This window comes from Rhodococcus sp. IEGM 1372, from assembly GCF_030056835.1.
GTDB lineage: Bacteria > Actinomycetota > Actinomycetes > Mycobacteriales > Mycobacteriaceae > Rhodococcoides.
Window position 1 is genome coordinate 23,024 of sequence record NZ_JASHKS010000002.1, and the last position, 19,840, is coordinate 42,863.

The following is a 19,840-nucleotide window of genomic DNA, read 5'->3' on the forward strand; positions in this document are numbered from 1 at the left end:
GTCGACCCGCACGACAACTGTCGTCGTACAGTCTCCTCACTGGGAGGAAGCACGTAGGAGGCCGATGAAGACTTCCTTCGTGCGACCGGACCGGGAAGTAGCTTGTTGAAGGCTACGTGCCGGTGGGAGTCGGGCTCCACTTGCTGCCTCCGTGCGGTGAACTCCATCGAGGAGCGCACGCCGAAGACGGTCGTCGAGTCACACTACCAGCCGATTCGAGAAACCGACAATCGAGCCCGATCGCCCCCGACAGCGTCGGCACCCGATTCTCCCCGCTGCAGGCGGCGTGGGATTCTCGTAGGCATGACCAGCGCCCCCACTCCCGCCGATGGCGATCCCGCGGGTGCCGACCCCGTCGGCACCGAGCCCGAAGTCCGTGAACTCGCCGAAGTCCCCGCGGTCGAGGTCATCAGCCGCGCTGCGGTGATGCTGATGAGTTCCGCAGCCGAGAAGTTGGGACTGTCCGAGCCGGATCCCGCGGAGAGCCCCTACCTCGACCTCGACGAGGCACGCCGCGTCATCACCGCCTTGGCCGGCCTGGTCACCGCGTCGGTGGAATACCTCGGCCCCCATGCCGGACCCATCCGCGACGGCCTGCAGGCACTGCAGCGCGCATTCCGGGAAGCGTCGGCCCATCCGGACGAGCCGGGAAAGGGCCCCGGCGAGAAGTACACCGGTCCGGTGCACTGAGCACTACACCAGCCAAGTCGAGACCGACGCACGAAGCCGCATCCGGTGACTACCGGATGCGGCTTCGTCGTTCGCGGGGTCCGAATCGGACGGCTTCAGCCGACGGCAGCGCTTATCGGACGGCGGCAACCTTGCGAGGCCTACGCTTCTTCGCAGCCGCCTTCACCGGCGGGGCGACGACCGACTCCCGGGTGAGCGCCTCCTGCAGGAACTTGCCGGTGTAGCTTTCCGAGACCGCCGCCACTGCCTCCGGATCACCCTGCGCCACAACCGTTCCGCCGCCCGAGCCACCTTCGGGGCCCATGTCGATGACCCAGTCCGAGACCTTGATGACGTCGAGATTGTGCTCGATCACGATCACCGTGTTGCCCTTGTCCACCAAGCCGTTCACGACGCCGAGCAGCTTGCGAATGTCCTCGAAGTGCAAGCCGGTGGTCGGTTCGTCGAGAATGTAGACCGTGCGGCCGGTGGACCGCTTCTGCAGTTCCGCTGCCAGCTTGACGCGTTGCGCCTCGCCGCCGGACAACGTCGTTGCCGGTTGGCCGAGTCGGACGTACCCGAGACCGACCTCGACGAGTGTCTTGAGGTAGCGGTGGATCGAGGTGATGGCCTCGAAGAAGTCGGCAGCCTCCTCGATCGGCATGTCCAGGACCTCGGCGATGGTCTTGCCCTTGTAATGGACTTCGAGTGTCTCGCGGTTGTATCGCGCTCCCTCACAGACCTCGCACGGAACGTAGACGTCCGGCAGGAAGTTCATCTCGATCTTGAGTGTGCCGTCTCCCGAGCACGCCTCGCACCGGCCGCCCTTGACGTTGAACGAGAATCGACCGGGCTGATAGCCGCGCACCTTGGCCTCGGTGGTCGCCGCGAACAGCGTGCGGATCTTGTCGAACACACCGGTGTACGTGGCCGCGTTCGAGCGCGGCGTGCGTCCGATCGGCGACTGATCCACCCGCACCAGCTTGTCGAGCTGATCGAGGCCGTTGATGCGCGTGTGCCGACCGGGAACCTGGCGGGCACCGTTGAGCTTGTTGGCCATCACCGTCGCGAGAATGTCGTTGACGAGTGTGGACTTGCCCGAACCCGACACCCCGGTGACCGAGGTCAGCACACCGAGCGGGAAGCTGACGTCGATGCCACGGAGATTGTGCTCGCGGGCACCGACCACGGTGACCTGACGCTTCTTGTCCACGACACGACGGGTGTCGGGCAGCGGAATCTCCATCCGTCCGGACAGGTATGCACCGGTCAGCGATTCCTCGTTGGTCAGCAGGTCCTCGTACGAACCGCTGTGCACGACGCGTCCGCCGTGCTCACCCGCCAACGGACCGATGTCGACGATCCAGTCGGAGGTACGGATGGTGTCCTCGTCGTGCTCGACGACGATGAGGGTGTTTCCGAGGTCGCGCAACCGCGTCAACGTGTCGATGAGCCTACGGTTGTCGCGCTGATGCAGTCCGATCGACGGCTCGTCGAGAACGTACAGAACACCGACGAGTCCCGATCCGATCTGGGTGGCGAGTCGGATGCGCTGGGCCTCGCCGCCGGACAGCGAGCCGGCGGTCCTGGCCAGTGACAGGTATTCCAGACCGACGTCCAGCAGGAAGCCGAGGCGAGCCTGTACCTCCTTGAGGACCTGCCCGGCGATTGCTTCCTCGCGGCGACCGAGAGTGAGGCTGTTGAGGAAATTCGCGGTGTCGGCGATCGACAATTCGCACACCTCGGCAATCGACTTAGGGCCGAAGTCGCCCGCCGCGATCGTCACCGACAGGATCTCCGGCCGCAGCCGCGCCCCGTTGCAGGTGGGACACGGCACGTCGCGCATGTAGCCGTCGTAACGTTCCTTCATCTGCTCGGACTCGGTCTGCTCCAACCGGCGGTGCAGGAACGGCATCACACCCTCGAACTCGGCGTAGTACGAGCGCGTGCGACCGTAGCGGTTCTTGTACTTCACGTGCACCTGGTGATCGCTGCCCTCGAGGACTGCGCGCTTGACCTTGGCGGGCAACTTGTTCCACGGCGCGTTCAGGTCGAATCCCATGGCGTCGGCGAGCCCGGAGAGCAGGCGGCCGAAGTACTCCGACGTCTGGCCCATCGACCACGGTGCGATGGCACCGTCGGCGAGGCTGAGATCGCCGTCGGGAACGACCAGCTCCGGATCGACCTCCTTGCGCACGCCGAGTCCGACGCAATCCGGGCACGCACCGTACGGCGAGTTGAAGGAGAACGACCGCGGTTCGAGATCGTCGATGGACAACGGGTGTCCGTTGGGGCAGGCGAGCTTCTCGGAGAACCGGCGCTCACGGTCCGACGCATTCTCGTCACGGTCGACGAAGTCGAGCACCACGATGCCGTCGGCCAGCCGAAGGGCGGTTTCCACCGAGTCGGTCAGACGCTGCTTCGAGCTCGACTTGACGGTGAGGCGGTCGACGACGACCTCGATGTCGTGCTTCTCCTGCTTCTTGAGCACCGGCGGACTCGTGAGCTGATGTACGACGCCGTCGACGCGAACACGCGAGTAGCCCTGAGTGTTCAACGAGTCGAACAGGTCGACGAACTCACCCTTGCGGGTACGAACCACCGGGGCGAGAACCTGGAACTTCAGGCCCTCCTCCATGTCCAGCACCTGATCGACGATCTGCTGCGGAGTCTGCTTGGCGATCTGCTCGCCGCACACCGGGCAGTGAGCCGTTCCTGCACGCGCGTACAACAGCCGGAGGTAGTCGTAGACCTCGGTGATGGTGCCCACGGTCGATCGCGGGTTGCGGTTGGTCGATTTCTGATCGATGGAGACCGCAGGCGAGAGGCCCTCGATGAAATCGACGTCCGGCTTGTCCATCTGGCCGAGGAACTGCCGCGCGTATGCGGACAGCGACTCCACGTAACGACGCTGTCCTTCGGCGAAGATCGTGTCGAAGGCGAGTGAGGATTTGCCCGATCCGGACAGACCCGTGAACACGATCAGCGCATCCCGCGGCAGGTCGATGTCGACTCCCCGCAGGTTGTGCTCCCGTGCACCTCGCACTATCAGGCGATCCGCCACTGTGTTCCCTTCTTTCCGAACGAGCACGTCCAGCCGAGTTGCTGCGGGGCGCAGCACTGCACGACCTTCGAGTCGCGTGATGACGTGTGATGCCGACGCACCGGTCACACGTCGTGTAACCGTGGACCCCACGTCGAAAACCTGTTGTGGTGAGGGACGAACCTCACGCAGTAGCAATGGTAGATCCAGGCACCGACACACTTTTCCAGCTGCGCGACCCCGACGCCCATCATGCCGTCGACGACGGTAGCGTCCTGGAAATGGACGAGCACCTCATGGTCATCGATGACAACTACACCGGCGTCGTCTCTCAGGGATCGCAGCCGCAGCGGCGAACGATTCCCGGAGCGACGATCACGAAGATGTCGGTCGGCCCCATGGACAACAACACCTACCTTGTCGTCTGTTCCGCAACAGGTCACTCGGTGCTGATCGACGCCGCCAACGAGGCCGACCGGATCTCGTTGCTCATCGACCGGAACGCGCCGACACTCTCACTCATCGTGACAACTCACCAGCACGCCGACCACTGGCAGGCGCTGGCAGACATCGCCGGCGGTACTGACTCGCCGACCGCAGCGCACGAACTCGATGCAGGCCCCTTACCGGTGGCTCCCGACCGCCTGCTCGCCGATCGGGACACCGTGTCGGTGGGACAGCTCACGTTCGATGTGGTGCACCTGACCGGACACACTCCCGGCTCCATCGCACTCGCACTGACCGATTCCGACGGAAAGCGCACCCACCTCTTCACCGGAGATTCCCTCTTTCCCGGTGGCGTCGGCAAGACGGGCAGCCCCGAGGATTTCACCCGTCTGCTCGACGACGTGACAGCGAAACTGTTCGACCGCTTCGACGACGAGACCGTTGTCTACCCGGGCCACGGAAAGGACACGACGCTCGGTACCGAGCGCCCTCACCTGGACGAATGGCGCGCCAGGGGTTGGTGACGATCGGCGTGCTTGAGACCGCGAACCACGGGGTATGAATAGTGTGACAAAAGAACGCACAGCGGTAGGTTTTCGGACCGCCGTGCCGTCCATGGTTCCACCGCCGATGACACGAGAAACTACGCAGGAGGCTGTCAATGCTGGTCCGCCGTATCGCCCGTCCGCTGATGTCTACGATTTTCATCGCAGGGGGCGTCGACGCACTCCGTAATCCCACCGGCAAGGCCCAGGCCGCCACCCCGTTGATCGAGCAGGGCAAGGACGTCCTCCCCAACGAGGTCACCGCGAACGTGCCGAACGACCCGGAGACGCTGGTCCGTATCAACGGTGGAATCCAGGTCGCGGGCGGCATTCTGCTGGCCACCGGCAAGGCACCGCGCATCGCCTCGCTGGCTCTCGCCGGAAGTCTCGTACCGACGACGCTCGCCGGACACGCCTTCTGGAACGAGACCGACCCGGAGACCAAGGCTGCGCAGCGAATCCACTTCTTCAAGAACCTGAGCCTGCTCGGCGGACTGCTCATCGCAGCCGTCGACACCGAGGGCAAGCCGTCCGTCGCATGGCGTAGCAAGCGGGCAGCACGCCGCGCGCAGGAGACCGTCGTCTCGGCCCTGCCGGGTCACTCCACCCACGAGACCGGTGAGCGCGTCAAGGAAATCGCAGCCGTCGCCGCGAGCCGCAGCGCCGATCTGGCCGAGGCTGCACAGCCGAAGCTGGCCAAGTTCGCCGACGCCGCCCAGCCCAAGTTGGCCAAGCTCGCCGATATCGCTACCGAGAAGGGCTCGGAGCTGGCCGACGTAGCTCAGCCGGCGCTGAACCGCTGGGCTCACGTGGCCGCCGACAAGGGTTCGGTGCTCGCCGAGGAAGCACAGAAGCGTGGATCCAAGCTGGCCGAACTGGCCGCCGACCGCGGCAGCGACCTGGCCGAAGAAGCACAGAAGCGCGGCTCCAAGCTCGCCGACAAGGCAGCCCATCGCGGGACCGACCTCGCGGAGCTCGCACAGAAGCGCGGCTCCAAGCTCGTCGACGTCGCTGCAGATCGTCGCGGCGAATTGGCCGATGTCGCGCAGAAGCGTGCGTCCAAGCTCGCCGATCTGGCTGCCGAGAAGGGTTCCGTCCTCGCCGACGAGGCGCAGAAGCGCGGAGTCACGTGGGCCGATCTGGCATCCGATCGCGTCGACACGCTGAGCAAGCGCGCTCGCAAGCGCGCCGAGAAGCAGAGCAAGGAACTCGAGAAGGTGACCGAGCAGGCTCGCGCCAAGCTCGAGAAGCGAGTTGCCAAGGCTCAGAAGAACTTGGACAAGAAGCTGCAGCAGTACGCGAAGTAATTTTTCGCAGACAGCCACACAGCGACGTTCGCGTAGACGGCCCTGCCCCGGAACCAGCGGTTCTGCGGCAGGGCCGTTGTGCGGCGTAGACTGCTCTGGCTGATTTCGAGGCGATATCTTCGCCTCGGCCGAACTCCCGAGGAGACCCTTTGCCGGACGACGGCCACACATCGAGCGACTCCGTGGTGCCGCTCGAAGAAGACTTCGAGCAGGCGCATCTGACGCGGCTGTACACGCAGCTCGACGCGTTACGCGAGTATGCCGCGAACCGACTGCGTGCAGTGCTGTTGGAGACCGGCGGCACCCCGCAGGCCCGCAGCGAACGGGAATCGTTCAACCAGATGTACACCGAGGACATCGCCAAGTACGACGCCGCCGAGAACGGATTGTGCTTCGGGCGCATCGACCTCGATCCCGAGACCCTCGACCCCAAGGTCGACGACCGGCCCGAGCGATACATCGGCCGCGTCGGGATTCTCGACGACAAGAACGATTACGAGACACTGCTGCTCGACTGGCGAGCACCGATGGCCCGGCCGTTCTACCTGGCGACGCCCGCCGCACCCGAAAACGTGTTGCGGCGCAGACACATTCGTACCCGCGGCCGGCGAGTGACGTCGATCGCCGACGAATTCCTCGACCTGAACTCCGCCCGATCGTCGAACGATGCCGCCGTGGCAGGCGGCGTCGCGAGCGAAGGCGCGCTGCTCTCGGCGCTCGATGCCGCACGTACCGGTCAGATGAACGACATCGTCGAGACGATCCAGAGCGAGCAGGACGCGATCATCCGATCGCAGCATCGCAGTGTGTTGGTGGTTCAGGGCGGACCGGGCACCGGCAAGACTGCCGTCGCGCTGCACCGCGCCGCCTATCTGCTCTACACCTACCGTCAACAGCTCGGTAAGAGCGGCGTGCTGATCATCGGACCCAACGCCACGTTCCTCGATTACATCGGTCAGGTACTGCCGTCACTCGGCGAGACGGGAGTGCTGCTGTCCACGATCGGCGACCTCTACCCGGGAGTCCGCGCGCAACGCGAGGACTCGGCCCTCGCGACCGAGGTCAAAGGCAGGCTGTCGATGGTGGAGGTGCTGACGCAAGCGGTTCGCGACCGTCAGGAAGTTCCCACGCAGCCCCGTCGGCTGAAGTTCGACACCTACGACATCACGCTCGATCGCAAGATCGTCACCAGGGCTCGCGGTCGTGCCCGCTCGTCCCGGCGACCGCACAACCTGGCTCGTCCGCTGTTCGTGTCCTCGGTCATCGACCAGTTGGCCAACCAATTGGCAGCGAAACTCGGGCAGAACCTCGTCGACGGGTCCAGCCTGCTCAGCGCCGACGACATCGCGGACATGCGCGACGAGATGCGCGAGGACCAGGACGTCATGGCAGCCGTCGACGAACTGTGGCCGGATCTGTCTCCCCAGCAGGTTCTTCGCGACCTGTTCGCCTCGCCCGAGAAAATCGCCTCGGCCGCGCCTGCACTGGACGAGATGGAGCGTGAGGCCCTCGTCCGCCGAGGCCACGGGTTCTCCTCGGCCGACGCTCCCCTGCTCGACGAACTCGCCGAGCTACTCGGCGTCGACGACGCGGCCGAACGTGAACAGGCACAACGTCAGTGGCGCGGCCAGATCGCCGACGCCCAGGGTGCCCTGGACATCCTGACCGGTTCGGCACCTCAGGACCTCGAGGACGAACTCGATCCGGAGATCCTGATGGCCTACGACCTCATCGATGCCGATCAGCTTGCGCGACGGCAGAATTCGGGCCAACGACTCACGACGGCCGAACGGGCCGCCGGTGACCGAACGTGGACCTACGGGCACGTGATCGTCGACGAAGCGCAGGAACTCTCTGCGATGGCGTGGCGAATGGTCATGCGGCGCATACCGAATCGGTGGATGACACTGGTGGGCGATACGGCGCAGACCGGTGATCCCGCCGGTACCTCGTCGTGGGGTTCGGTTCTCGAACCGTATGTGGCCAAGCGCTGGAAGCGAACCGAGCTGACGGTGAACTACCGAACACCGTCCGAGATCATGGCGGTGGCACACGACGTGTTGGCTGCCATCGATCCCGAGCAGTCCGAGCCGCGGTCCATCCGCAGCACCGGGACACGACCGTGGGCCCAACGGGTGGCACCGGACGATCTGATCACCGCGGTCGAGAAGCGAGTGGCCGAGCACCCTCGCCCAGGCCTGAGTGCCGTGCTGGTTCCCGCAGGCCACGTCGACCGATTCCGCCATCTGGCATCGGAACTGGTCACCGTATCGACGGTCAAGGACGCCAAGGGACTGGAATTCGACTCGGTGCTGATCGTCGAACCCGGTGCCATCGTGGCGGATTCGGTCAAGGGCATGAACGATCTGTACGTGGCGCTGACCCGAGCGACTCAGCGACTCGGCGTCGTGCACGCGGACGCACTACCGGGTGAACTCTCGGCGCTGCAGCCGTTCGAGCCGGAAGCCTAGAGAACCGCACACACCACCGGCCCGCTCCGTCGATTCGACGGAGCGGGCCGGTGGTGTGTGCGGCGTGCAATCAGCGGACGGTGTGCACGATCAGAACGTCGCAGGTGGACTTGCGAGCGGCGTCCGACGGAACCGAACCCAACAGACGGCCCGTCAACGAGTTCAGGCCGCGGTTGCCGACGACGAGCAGGTCACCCTTGACCTCGTCCACGAGTGCCAGCAGCGACTCGACGGGAGCACCGACGATCGCCTTCTCCTCGATGTTCTTCGCACCGGCCTTGGTGGCGTGCTCGCGCGCCGTGCGCAGAATCTCACGCGTCGGTGCCGATCCGGTGATCTGGTAGGCGTCCTCGCGCAATGCGTCGGCGGCAGCGGACGTGTCCTTCGGATCGGCCGGGTAGTACGCACAAGCGATCACCAGGGTGGCAGCGGCGTCTCCCGCCAACGCCGCGGCCTTCTCCACTGCCCGCAGTGACGATTCGGAGCCATCGGTCCCGACGACGACGGTGCGGTAGGCGCTCATTCATTCCTCCATTTGTCGGTCACACACACAGATGTGACACTTCTGCTCGAACTCGATTGGTGCAAGTCACAGGACCGAAAAACGTGGTCCGGGGACTGATTCGCTGACATTAGCCGGAACTGGCCGATCGGCACGTGAACTTGGGGAACAACACGATCCGCGCCACTCACATACATTGGTTTCCATGCCGATTCCCCGCCCGCCACTGTCGAGACGGGCCATGACTGTCGGTGCCGCCGTGATTGCGGTTCTGGCTGTAGCCGCCCTCGCATTCGTACTCCTCCCCCAGGATTCGAGCGCCGACACATCCACGCGTGATGCGCGCATCACGCTACCGGACAGCCCCGGATCGACGGGCACCGTCGACATCGACGCTCGTCTGTACGTCCCCGCCGTCACCCCCGCACCGACGGTGCTGCTCGCCCACGGCTTCGGCGGCAGCAAGGACTCGGTCGACGGCGAGGCACGTGACCTCGCAGCCCGCGGGTACACCGTGCTCGCCTACAGTGCACGCGGATTCGGCGACAGCACGGGTTCGATCTCGCTCAACGACCCCGACCGCGAGGTCGCCGACGCACGCGGACTCATCGACTGGCTCGCCGAACAACCGGAGGTGGAACTCGACGCCCCCGGTGACCCGCACGTCGGTGTCGCCGGCGGATCGTACGGCGGCGCACTGGCTCTGAGCGCAGGCGGCACCGACCCCCGGATCGATTCGATAGCCGCAGCGATCACCTGGAACGACCTGGGTCAGGCGCTGTTCCCCAACTACGGCGTCACCTCCGCCGAGGGCCGAGAAGCCCTCGGCGACACCGCCACCCCCGCAGCTGCCGAATACGGCGGACCCGGCGTCCTCAAGCGCGGCTGGGCGGGAGTGTTCTTCGGAGTGGGCGCCTCCAGTGCAGCACCGGCCGGAGACGGTGACGGCAACGGCACCGACGGCAACGAAGCCGGCACCGCCGAGGAGACATCCGCCTGCGGACGGTTCGCACCCGAGTTCTGCGACGCCTACGCCCAGTCCGCAGTGACCGGAATCCCCAGCCAACAGCTCCTCGATCTGCTCACGGCCCACTCGCCGGTCGCGGTGGCGTCGAACATCACCGCGCCGACCCTGCTGGTTCAGGGCAGCCAGGACACGCTGTTCGGTCTGGATCAGGCCGACGCGACGGCTCGTCAGATCGCGGCGGCCGGTGGGAACGTCACCGTGCGATGGTTCGACGGCGGTCACGACGCAGGTGGGACGGACGGCACGAGCGATCAGGCCATCGCCGACTTCTTCGACACGACCTTGCGTGAGAGCGATGCTGCTACAGACAGCCAGCCGTTCGTCTACTCCACTCAGCGGGCAGCCGACGAACGCGGCGGCGACCGCAACCGCCGAATGACGGCTCCTGACTACCCGGGGCTCATCTCCGACTCCGACCCCACCGAGACTCGATCGGTGACGTTCACTCCCGCTGCGGAGAACCAGTCGATCATCCGTCCGCCCGGGGCGTCGCCGTCGGCGATCTCGTCGATACCCGGTTTGGGCTCGGTGCTCTCGACCCTGGGATCGACCGGGGCCGGAGCAGCCCTGACCGCGGACCTGCCGGGCCAGTCGGCAACGTTCACCAGCGAACCCGTCGATTCGTCCGTGACGGTCACCGGTGTGCCGCGGGTGAATCTGCGCGTGGCGTCGCTGGCCTCGCCGGGTCAAGCGGTCCTGTTCGCGAAGCTCTACGACGTCGCACCGAACGGCACGAGAACGCTTCCGGGCGGGGCCGTCTCGGCGATCCGCCTGCCCGACACCGAGGGCATCGATCCCGTCGACGTCACCGTTGCCCTGCCTGGCATCAGCTACCTCGTCCAGCAGGGTCATCGCCTCGAACTGAGCATCTCCACCACCGATCAGGCGTATGCCGTGCCGCTCGAACCCGCACAGTTCAGCGTGGCCATGACCGACAACACCATTGCGTTGCCCACCGTCCCCGCGGAAGCGAGCGCCAACAGCACTGTTCCGGTGGCACCACTGATCGGCATCGGGGTCGTCCTGCTCGCGGTCGCCGGTGCGATCGTGGCCGGAGTCGTGCAGACCAGACGCCGCGCGGTCGCCGAAGTGGACGAGAGTCTGATCGACACCCCTCTGGTGATCACCGATCTGGCCAAGACGTACTCCAACGGTTTTCGGGCAGTCGACGGCGTCAGCTTCGAGGTGAAGCAGGGCCAGGTTCTGGGTCTGCTCGGGCCGAACGGTGCAGGCAAGACCACGACCCTGCGCATGTTGATGGGCCTGATCACTCCCACCGGTGGTGACATCAGGGTCTTCGGTCACAAGGTGACGCCAGGAGCACCGGTGCTGTCCAGGTTGGGCTCCTTCGTCGAGGGATCGGGCTTCCTGCCGCACCTGACCGGAACACAGAATCTGCGGCTGTACTGGGAAGCGACCGGTCGCCCGATCGAGGACGCCCATCTCGAGGAAGCCCTCGAGATCGCAGACCTCGGCACCGCGATCGAACGCAAGGTCAAGTCGTACAGCCAGGGCATGCGGCAACGGCTCGCCATCGCCCAGGCCATGCTGGGGTTGCCGGACCTGATGGTCCTGGACGAGCCGACCAACGGACTCGACCCACCGCAGATCAGGACGATGCGCGACGTGCTGATCAACTACGCGAAGACCGGACGAACCGTGTTGGTGTCGAGCCATCTCCTCGCCGAAGTGGAGCAGACCTGCACCCACGTGGTCGTCATGAATCGCGGATCGGTGATCAGTTCCGGCACTGTGCGCGAACTGACCGCGGCAGGCGGACAAACGGAGATCAGGGTCGACGACGCCACCCGCGCACAGACGGTGCTCGGTACCTCCGGCCACGACGGCGCAGTGATCGTCGACGACGGCACGGTGACCGTCGACCTGACCGACGCGGATGCCGCCGTCGTGATCCGAGAGCTCGTCACCGCGGGGATCTCGGTGCGCGGATTCTCGCAATCGACGCGCCTCGAAGACGTGTTCCTCGATCTCGTTCACCGAGACACCCCAGGGTCCGCCACCAGCAAGGATCGTTCATGAGCACCACACACGCAGACGGGCGCGCTGCCGGATACACCGGCGGCAGCACCTTGCCGTTCCGTACCGAGTTACGCAGGCAACTAGGACGTCGACGCACTCAGCTGGCGATCGGCTTCCTGGCGCTGCTGCCGGTAATTCTGGCCATTGCGTTCACAGTCGGCAGCTCGGATGCGGACTCGGACGCCGGTGGGCTGATCGAACTCGGCACTCGCGGAGGCATGAACTTCACGGTCTTCGCTCTGTTCATGTCCGTGGGATTTCTGCTGATCGTGGTGGTGGCCCTGTTCTTCGGCGACTCGGTGGCAAGCGAAGCCTCGTGGTCGAGTCTGCGGTACCTGCTGGCCATTCCTGTGCCCCGGAGTCGACTGCTGACGCAGAAGGCATTGGTGTCGGCGACGCTGTCCAGTGCTGCGATTCTGGTGCTCGTCGGGGTGTCCCTGCTGATCGGCACCGTGATGTATGGCGCGGAGTCGCTGATCACCCCGCTGGGCGAGGGGCTGCCCTACGGCACCTCACTGGTTCGGCTACTGATCGCGGTCGCGTACATCGGCATCAACCTGTTGTGGGTCGCGGGCCTGGCGATGCTGCTGTCCGTGCTCACCGACGCCCCTCTCGGGGCCGTCGGCGGCGCGGTGATGACATCGATTCTGATGCAGATTCTCGACCAGATCACGGCACTGGGATCACTCCGCAACTACCTGCCCGGGCACTACGCCAATTCGTGGATCGATGCATTCGGCACGAGCATCGACTGGAACGACATGGTGGTCGGCTCGTTCTCGGCCGTCACGTACGCGGCACTGTTCGGGTTGATCGCGTGGCGACGTTTCGGCACCAAGGACATCACCAGCTGAGGCGGGCTACTTCTTCTTGATCGCGGGCCCGAACACACCATCCGGAATGACGCCCGCACCGACGATCGACTCGCGCCACGGCGTCCCGAGCGAGACCAGCCGCGCCGCACCGTCCTCGCCGAGCGCAGCCCACGGCGCGGCGGCGAGGTCGTTGGTGATGTCCTCGACCAACGTCCGGAGATCCTTTCCGTCCTGAGTCAGCGCGCCGTCGGACGAGAGCAGCTCACGGTCGGCCAGAGACGCAACGGCCCCGTCCCACTGCTCGGTCGACCATCCGCGACGCTTGCGGGCGAACTCCTTCTCGAAGCCGTAGCCGGTGGCGGTATGGGTGATGAGTGCTTCGAGACCGCTCAGTCCCGCCGTCTGCAGCGCCGCGAGGTGACCGTCGCCGCGGTATTCGCGAATCAGAGTCAGGGCGTGCCACAGCACGAGATGCGGAGCTGTCGGCCAGTCGAGCTCGGCATACGCGGAGTACAGGGGTCGGCCGTCGTCACCGGGAATGCCACGGGGCTGCGATCGATGCCAGGTCTGCGGCCTCGGCCATGTCCGCGGACGTCAGGACCTCGGGCCCGAGCAGTCGGGCGAAGGCGGCATCGAGCGTGTCGTACCGGATTGCCATGATCTCGTCGGGTGACGCGATGTCCCAGGCGGCCGGAATCAGCGGCGCGATCAGTTCACGATTGAAGTTGTAGAACGTGGCGGTGACGACACCTGCACCGACCCGCCCCAGAGGCGCTGCCCGGCCAGCGAAATAGCAGGCCCGCGGCGGCAACCCTGCGGCGACGAGAGCGTCCTGCGTCTCCGGAAGGAAATAGGTCATCGAGTGAATGAGCTCGAGCGCGCGAGAGGTGCGGCCGGCGGTGGTTGCGTCCATCGTTGAACCGTAACCGAACCTATTTGAGGCCTGCTGCATCCATCCCGCGCAGTTCTTTCTTCAGATCCTGGATCTCGTCGCGCAGTCGGCCGGCGAGCTCGAACTTGAGCTCGCGCGCCGCGTTCATCATCTGATCGGTCATGTTCTTGATCAGATCGGCCAGTTCGGCGCGCGGCATCGACGAGACGTCCTGGCCCTCGTACACCCCGGTGCTGACCGACCGGCCCGCCTCGCCCTGCGCTCGCCGACCCCGGCTGGCGTTGCGCCCAGATCCCCCGACTTCGACGACCGACTCGGTGTCCTCGGCTTCCTGGTACACCTGGTCGAGGATGTCGGCGATCTTCTTACGCAGCGGCTGAGGGTCGACGCCTCGTTCCTTGTTGTACGCGATCTGCTTCTCACGCCGACGCTCGGTTTCCTCGATCGCGTAGGTCATGGAATCGGTCATCTTGTCGGCGTACATGTGGACCTCGCCGGAGACGTTTCGGGCGGCACGGCCGATGGTCTGGATGAGGCTGGTGCCGCTGCGGAGGAAGCCTTCCTTGTCGGCGTCGAGAATCGCCACCAGCGAGACCTCGGGCAGGTCGAGACCCTCACGGAGCAGGTTGATGCCCACCAGCACGTCGTACTCGCCGAGTCGGAGCTGCCGGAGCAGTTCGACGCGGCGCAGCGTATCGATGTCGGAGTGCAGGTAGCGGACACGAATGCCCAATTCGAGCAGGTAGTCGGTCAGATCCTCCGACATCTTCTTGGTCAGCGTGGTCACCAGCACACGCTCGTCCTTCTCCGCGCGTTCTCGGATCTGATGGACCAGGTCGTCGATCTGGCCCTTTGTCGGTTTGATGACGACCTTGGGATCGACGAGTCCGGTCGGACGGATCACCTGCTCGACGAACTCTCCCCCGGTCTGGCCCAGCTCGTACTTGCCCGGAGTTGCCGAGAGGTAGACCGTCTGACCGATCCGCTGAGTGAACTCCTCCCACGTCAACGGCCGATTGTCGGTCGCGGACGGCAGGCGGAAACCGAAGTCGACGAGGTTGCGCTTGCGGGACATATCGCCCTCGTACATCGCCCCGATCTGCGGAACCGTCACGTGAGACTCGTCGATGACGAGCAGAAAGTCCTCGGGAAAGTAATCGATCAACGTTGCAGGCGCGGTACCTGCACCGCGTCCGTCGATGTGCCGCGAGTAGTTCTCGATACCCGAGCAGAATCCGACCTGCTTGATCATCTCCAGGTCGTATTGCGTCCGCATCCGCAGCCGCTGAGCCTCGAGCAGCTTTCCCTTGCCCTCCAGCTCCGCGAGCCGACCTTCGAGTTCGGCTTCGATGTCCTTGACGGCTCGTTCCATCCGCTCCGGCCCGGCAACGTAGTGCGTGGCCGGGAAGATGCGCACCGAATCGACCTGCCGAACGATGTCGCCGGTCAGCGGATGGAGGTAGTACAGCGCTTCGATCTCGTCGCCGAAGAACTCGATGCGAATCGCCAGTTCCTCGTAGGACGGAATGATCTCGACCGTGTCACCGCGAACTCGGAACGATCCGCGGGTGAAGGCCATGTCGTTGCGGGTGTACTGCACGTCCACGAGCAACCGGAGCAGCGCGTCACGCTGCACTTCGACGTTGACCTCCAGCTCGATCGACCGATCGACGTACGACTGCGGAGTACCGAGACCGTAGATGCACGACACCGACGCCACCACGACCACGTCGCGGCGCGAGAGCAGAGATGCCGTCGCCGAGTGCCGCAGACGCTCGACATCGTCGTTGATCGACGAGTCCTTCTCGATGTAGGTGTCGGTCTGCGCGATGTACGCCTCGGGCTGGTAGTAGTCGTAGTACGAGACGAAGTATTCGACTGCGTTGTTGGGCAACATGTCTCGCAGCTCGTTCGCCAACTGCGCCGCCAAGGTCTTGTTCGGTGCCATCACCAGAGTGGGGCGCTGCAGCTTCTCGATCAGCCAGGCAGTGGTGGCCGACTTACCGGTACCGGTGGCACCGAGCAACACGATGTCCTTCTCGTCCGCCTTGATCCGCCGTTCCAGCTCGGCGATGGCGGTCGGCTGATCGCCTGCCGGCGTGTGTTCGCTGACGACCTCGAACGCCGGTCCGGTGCGCTCGATTGCGCCCACCGGACGGTGCTCGGAGTGCGCGACAACGGGATGTTCGGATGCAAACGCCATTTCACAAGCGTAGACGCGACCACCGACAAGTTCCGTCGGGCAGACCCCGGACGTCGGTTCCCGGTAGCTTCTACAGGCATGGTCGCTCACACGTCAGCCGGTGCGCACACCGTCGTTCATGCCCCCAAGCACGAGACGTTCGACCTCGTCGCCAAGACGAACGTGGATCCCAAGGGGTTCGTCCGGGTCGTCGACGAATACCGCGTCGAGCCGTGGGGGCTGTACATGGCCCGCCCGTCCGATCACGCCCACTTCGACTACCTGGAGTCCTGGTTGCTGCCCGCTCTGGGGCTACGGGCCTCGGTGTTCCACTATCTGCCCGCGCACGCCCGCGATCAGGACTACTACGTCGACATCGGCGAGTACACCGCCGGCACCACCCGATGGACATCCGTCGACCACTATCTCGACCTCAGCGTGCGTACCGGCCGCGATTACGACCTGCTCGACGTCGACGAGTTGTTCGACGCTCGGGTGGCGCACCATCTCGACACCCCCACGGCCGAACTCGCGCTGGCCAGATCGATCACGGCCATCGAAGGACTGACGCGGCACGACTACGACCTGAACGCGTGGCTCGCATCCCTCGGAATGCCGACCGAGTGGAACGGCAAGCCGTCCTGACTCGGTCGGCCCCGATTCACGCGGTCCAGTCGGTCTGCTCCGCCCACTGCCATGCCCGACGGTATGCCACGTCGAACCATGGGGCTTTCGCGTTCTCGTAGGCCTCGATGGCCGATTCGAAGTCGGTGATTCCGGCAGCGGCCTCGGAGGCGCGTCGCTTGATTCCTGCGTACTCGGTGGTGATGTTGTCGTCCGCTCGCAGCCAGTCCCGGAACAGCAGGGCGAACGTCTGATTCGGCCAGCCGTCGACCCGGATATGTACGTTCGCCGGCCGGCCGGGGTCCGCGCTGCCGTGAAAACGCTTGGCCCACACGGCAGGATCGGCTTCTCCGCCGATTCCGTATGCGGGCTTTGGATAGTCGAAGTTGCTGGCCTCTCGCCGAGGGAACCCTGCCACGCGCAGCTGCTCGGCGACAGCATCGGCGTCGTCGAGCCCCTGCACGGTGATCTGGATGTCGATGACATCCTTCGCGTCGAGACCGGGCACCGCGGTGGAGCCGATGTGGTCGATTCGGACCGCTTTGTCCGCGCAGGCAAGGGCCAGGCGCGAGATGATGCGTCGGGCCTGCGATTCCCACGTGGGGTCGGCTGTCACCTGTTCCGGATGAACGCGCGCGATGATCCCCTCCCTGATGTTGCGCTCGAAGGGAATCAGACGTTCGCTCCACAGGGCTCGGACGACGTCGTCGACGCTGCCCGGCGCACCGGTGTTGTCGATCCACACGTCTGCTGCGGCGCGGCGCGCATCATCGGTTGCCTGTGCTGCGATCCGCGCGCGAGCGTCGGCCTCGGGCATGCCTCGCTGTCCCGTCAGACGACGAACCCGTTCCTCGGCGTCGACCCACACGATGACCACCAGGTGAAAGAACGGGCCCATCGATCCCTCGACGAGGAGCGGAATATCCTGCACCACTACGGCATCCGGCGCTGCACCGTCGATGATCGCGGCGGTGCGCTCGCCGACCAACGGATGAACGATGGCGTTGAGCTTCTTGCGGGATTCCTCGTCGCCGAATGCCTTGGCCGCCAATGCCGGACGGTCGAGCGAGCCGTCGGGTGCGAGAATGTCGGCTCCGAAGGTGTCCGTCAGTCGTTGCAGCCCAGGTGTTCCCGGCTCCACGACTTCACGGGCAAGCACGTCGGAGTCGACGAGCACTCCCCCGAGTTCGGTCAGCACCTTGGCAACGGTCGATTTTCCGGCACCTATTCCACCGGTCAGTCCCAGTCTCAGCATGCACCCAGTCTGACACTCGAACACGCCGAATCACACCAGCCTCAAATGCACCGTTTTCGGAGGTGGGTCGGTTATCTTCGACGAGCGCGACCTCGATGTGCCGACCCACAGCTATTGAAAAGGACACCCATGCGAAGCAATCAGATCCAACCGGGTCGGCACCGCCTTGGCATGGATGCAGGCGTTCATTGCATTCTCATCCCGGAAGTAGCCTCGGCGTTGGCCGACCATCGGCGTAACTGGTTCACCAACCTCCTGACCCCCGCCCGCCACAGCTTCGCCAGCATGCGCAAGCGCACGGAGAGCGTCGGCCAGTGGAGTCCAGCCACCGCCGCGTAGTTCGCACTCCCCCTCACACATGGGCCCGGTTCATCGGAACCGGGTCCATTGTCGTGTCCGCAGCTTCTCTGCTCCCCTGATTCGAAACGAGAAAGCCCCGGTTTTCACGTGGAGAACCGGGGCTCGGTGTCACACCCTCACGGGTGGACCACTTTTATCAGGCGTTGCCCGACAGCTTCTCGCGAAGTGCAGCGAGCTGCGCATCGCTGGCCAGCGAACCACCGGTCGAGGCCGGAGCCGACGCTGCGGGAGCGTCGCCTTCTGCATCGGCGGGGGCCTGACCCGACTCGGAGGAGTAGTTGGTGTTGGCGGCTTCGGCAGCTTCGTCCTTGGCCGTCTTCTCCATCTGAGCGGTGTGCATCTTGTGGCGACGCTCCGCCTCGGCGTAGCGACCTTCCCACTCTTCACGCTGCTTCTCGTAACCTTCGAGCCATTCGTTGGTCTCGGAGTCGAAGCCCTCGGGGAAGATGTAGTTGCCACCCTCGTCGTACGAGTCGGCCATGCCGTACTTGGACGGATCGAACTCTTCTGCGTAGTCCTCGTTGGCCTGCTTGAGGCTCAACGAAATCCGGCGACGCTCGAGATCGATGTCGATGACCTTGACGAGTGCGTCGTCGCCGACACCCACGACCTGGTCCGGAACCTCCACGTGGCGCTCGGCCAGCTCGGAGATGTGCACGAGGCCCTCGATGCCCTCTTCGACGCGCACGAATGCACCGAAGGGAACGAGCTTGGTGACCTTGCCGGGCACGATCTGGCCGATCGCGTGGGTGCGAGCGAACTGGCGCCACGGATCTTCCTGAGTTGCCTTGAGCGACAGCGAAACACGCTCGCGGTCCAGGTCGACGTCGAGAACCTCGACGGTGACCTCGGTGCCGACCTCGACAACCTCGGACGGGTGATCGATGTGCTTCCAGGACAGCTCGGAGACGTGCACGAGTCCGTCGACGCCACCCAGGTCCACGAAGGCACCGAAGTTGACGATGGAGGACACGACGCCCTTGCGGACCTGGCCCTTCTGGAGCTGGTGCAGGAACTCGCTGCGGACCTCGGACTGGGTCTGCTCGAGCCATGCACGGCGCGACAGGACCACGTTGTTTCGGTTCTTGTCGAGCTCGATGATCTTGGCCTCGATCTCCTTGCCGACGTACGGCTGGAGGTCGCGGACGCGACGCATCTCGACGAGCGAGGCGGGAAGGAAGCCACGAAGACCGATGTCCAGGATGAGTCCACCCTTGACGACCTCGATGACGGTGCCCTTGACGGCCTCGTCCTTCTCCTTGAGCTCCTCGATCGTGCCCCAAGCGCGCTCGTACTGAGCTCGCTTCTTGGACAGGATCAGACGGCCTTCCTTGTCCTCCTTGGTGAGGACGAGTGCTTCGATCTCATCTCCCACGGAGACGACCTCGTTGGGGTCGACGTCGTGCTTGATGGAGAGCTCGCGGGAAGGAATGACGCCTTCGGTCTTGTAACCGATGTCGAGTAGAACCTCGTCACGATCGACCTTGACGATGGTGCCCTCGACGATGTCACCATCGTTGAAGTACTTGATCGTGGCGTCGATGGCGGCGAGAAAATCCTCTGCGGAGCCGATATCGTTGACGGCTACCTGCGGTGAGGTTGTGGTTGAGGGCATGTGTTGAGTTGCTCCGGACGGGTTGGGTATCGGTTGATGGATGTTC

Annotated in this window: 13 protein-coding genes and 1 pseudogene; 8 read left to right on the forward strand and 6 right to left on the reverse strand. The window is 64.9% G+C overall.

All coding sequences use genetic code 11. The features are described 5' to 3' along the window. Positions 1–303 precede the first annotated feature (303 nt). On the forward strand, positions 304–690 hold the full coding sequence (locus tag QM590_RS02585; protein ID WP_068050975.1) for a DUF1844 domain-containing protein: 387 nt from the start codon (positions 304–306) through the stop codon (positions 688–690). 112 nt (positions 691–802) lie between these two features. Here QM590_RS02585 and uvrA read toward each other — a convergent pair whose 3' ends face one another. Beyond that, entirely contained in the window at positions 803–3,733 is a 2,931-nt protein-coding gene (uvrA, locus tag QM590_RS02590; RefSeq protein WP_094640381.1) for an excinuclease ABC subunit UvrA, read from the reverse strand. A 260-nt stretch (positions 3,734–3,993) separates the two neighbouring features. Here uvrA and QM590_RS02595 point away from each other — a divergent pair, with 260 nt between their 5' ends. The 3 genes from QM590_RS02595 to QM590_RS02605 all read left to right on the forward strand — a co-directional run bounded on the left by QM590_RS02595 (position 3,994) and on the right by QM590_RS02605 (position 8,482). Next, complete coding sequence (locus QM590_RS02595; protein WP_269594003.1) at positions 3,994–4,683, forward strand: MBL fold metallo-hydrolase; 690 nt, start codon at positions 3,994–3,996, stop codon at positions 4,681–4,683. A gap of 137 nt (positions 4,684–4,820) precedes the next feature. Beyond that, positions 4,821–6,011 carry a DoxX family protein gene (locus QM590_RS02600; protein WP_269593966.1) on the forward strand — a complete coding sequence of 397 codons (1,191 nt, stop codon included), beginning with the start codon at positions 4,821–4,823 and terminating at the stop codon, positions 6,009–6,011. Between the two features lie 149 nt (positions 6,012–6,160). Continuing rightward, the gene (locus QM590_RS02605) at positions 6,161–8,482 is read left to right on the forward strand and encodes a HelD family protein (RefSeq protein ID WP_269593965.1); all 2,322 of its coding nucleotides are present in this window, start codon (positions 6,161–6,163) and stop codon (positions 8,480–8,482) included. A gap of 70 nt (positions 8,483–8,552) precedes the next feature. Here the strand turns inward: QM590_RS02605 and QM590_RS02610 are convergent, their stop codons facing one another. After that, complete coding sequence (locus QM590_RS02610) at positions 8,553–9,005, reverse strand: universal stress protein (RefSeq protein WP_068050983.1); 453 nt, start codon at positions 9,003–9,005, stop codon at positions 8,553–8,555. Between the two features lie 184 nt (positions 9,006–9,189). Here QM590_RS02610 and QM590_RS02615 point away from each other — a divergent pair, with 184 nt between their 5' ends. Both QM590_RS02615 and QM590_RS02620 read left to right on the forward strand, forming a co-directional pair. After that, entirely contained in the window at positions 9,190–12,051 is a 2,862-nt protein-coding gene (locus QM590_RS02615) for an alpha/beta fold hydrolase (protein ID WP_269593964.1), read from the forward strand. Then, the gene (locus tag QM590_RS02620; protein WP_269593963.1) at positions 12,048–12,905 is read left to right on the forward strand and encodes an ABC transporter permease; all 858 of its coding nucleotides are present in this window, start codon (positions 12,048–12,050) and stop codon (positions 12,903–12,905) included. The genes QM590_RS02615 and QM590_RS02620 overlap by 4 nt, the downstream gene beginning before the upstream one ends. 6 nt (positions 12,906–12,911) lie before the next feature. Here the strand turns inward: QM590_RS02620 and QM590_RS02625 are convergent. After that, a pseudogene (locus QM590_RS02625) lies at positions 12,912–13,779 on the reverse strand (SCO6745 family protein). A gap of 19 nt (positions 13,780–13,798) precedes the next feature. Beyond that, on the reverse strand, positions 13,799–15,961 hold the full coding sequence (gene uvrB, locus QM590_RS02630; RefSeq protein WP_269593962.1) for an excinuclease ABC subunit UvrB: 2,163 nt from the start codon (positions 15,959–15,961) through the stop codon (positions 13,799–13,801). 78 nt (positions 15,962–16,039) lie between these two features. On the opposite strand from uvrB, the gene QM590_RS02635 reads away from it, so the two are divergent. Next, the gene (locus QM590_RS02635) at positions 16,040–16,585 is read left to right on the forward strand and encodes a ribonuclease FAU-1 family protein (protein WP_269593961.1); all 546 of its coding nucleotides are present in this window, start codon (positions 16,040–16,042) and stop codon (positions 16,583–16,585) included. A gap of 16 nt (positions 16,586–16,601) precedes the next feature. On the opposite strand, the gene coaE is transcribed toward QM590_RS02635, so the two are convergent. Then, positions 16,602–17,819 (reverse strand): dephospho-CoA kinase, encoded by a 1,218-nt coding sequence (gene coaE, locus QM590_RS02640; protein ID WP_269593960.1) that lies wholly within the window; start codon positions 17,817–17,819, stop codon positions 16,602–16,604. A 129-nt stretch (positions 17,820–17,948) separates the two neighbouring features. Between coaE and QM590_RS02645 the strand changes: the two genes are divergently transcribed. After that, on the forward strand, positions 17,949–18,158 hold the full coding sequence (locus QM590_RS02645; protein ID WP_068050934.1) for a hypothetical protein: 210 nt from the start codon (positions 17,949–17,951) through the stop codon (positions 18,156–18,158). 157 nt (positions 18,159–18,315) lie between these two features. On the opposite strand, the gene rpsA is transcribed toward QM590_RS02645, so the two are convergent. Beyond that, entirely contained in the window at positions 18,316–19,794 is a 1,479-nt protein-coding gene (rpsA, locus tag QM590_RS02650) for a 30S ribosomal protein S1 (protein ID WP_027497255.1), read from the reverse strand. Between the last annotated feature and the right edge of the window lie 46 nt (positions 19,795–19,840).

Bases quoted from the DNA above. Each gene is read 5' to 3' on its own strand.
- QM590_RS02585 (WP_068050975.1), top strand. From the start codon at position 304: ATGACCAGCGCCCCCACTCCCGCCGATGGCGATCCCGCGGGTGCCGAC.
- QM590_RS02595 (WP_269594003.1), top strand. From the start codon at position 3,994: ATGGACGAGCACCTCATGGTCATCGATGACAACTACACCGGCGTCGTC.
- QM590_RS02600 (WP_269593966.1), top strand. From the start codon at position 4,821: ATGCTGGTCCGCCGTATCGCCCGTCCGCTGATGTCTACGATTTTCATC.
- QM590_RS02610 (WP_068050983.1), bottom strand. From the start codon at position 9,005: ATGAGCGCCTACCGCACCGTCGTCGTCGGGACCGATGGCTCCGAATCG.
- QM590_RS02615 (WP_269593964.1), top strand. From the start codon at position 9,190: ATGCCGATTCCCCGCCCGCCACTGTCGAGACGGGCCATGACTGTCGGT.
- QM590_RS02620 (WP_269593963.1), top strand. From the start codon at position 12,048: ATGAGCACCACACACGCAGACGGGCGCGCTGCCGGATACACCGGCGGC.
- uvrB (WP_269593962.1), bottom strand. From the start codon at position 15,961: ATGGCGTTTGCATCCGAACATCCCGTTGTCGCGCACTCCGAGCACCGT.
- QM590_RS02635 (WP_269593961.1), top strand. From the start codon at position 16,040: ATGGTCGCTCACACGTCAGCCGGTGCGCACACCGTCGTTCATGCCCCC.
- coaE (WP_269593960.1), bottom strand. From the start codon at position 17,819: ATGCTGAGACTGGGACTGACCGGTGGAATAGGTGCCGGAAAATCGACC.
- QM590_RS02645 (WP_068050934.1), top strand. From the start codon at position 17,949: ATGCGAAGCAATCAGATCCAACCGGGTCGGCACCGCCTTGGCATGGAT.
- rpsA (WP_027497255.1), bottom strand. From the start codon at position 19,794: ATGCCCTCAACCACAACCTCACCGCAGGTAGCCGTCAACGATATCGGC.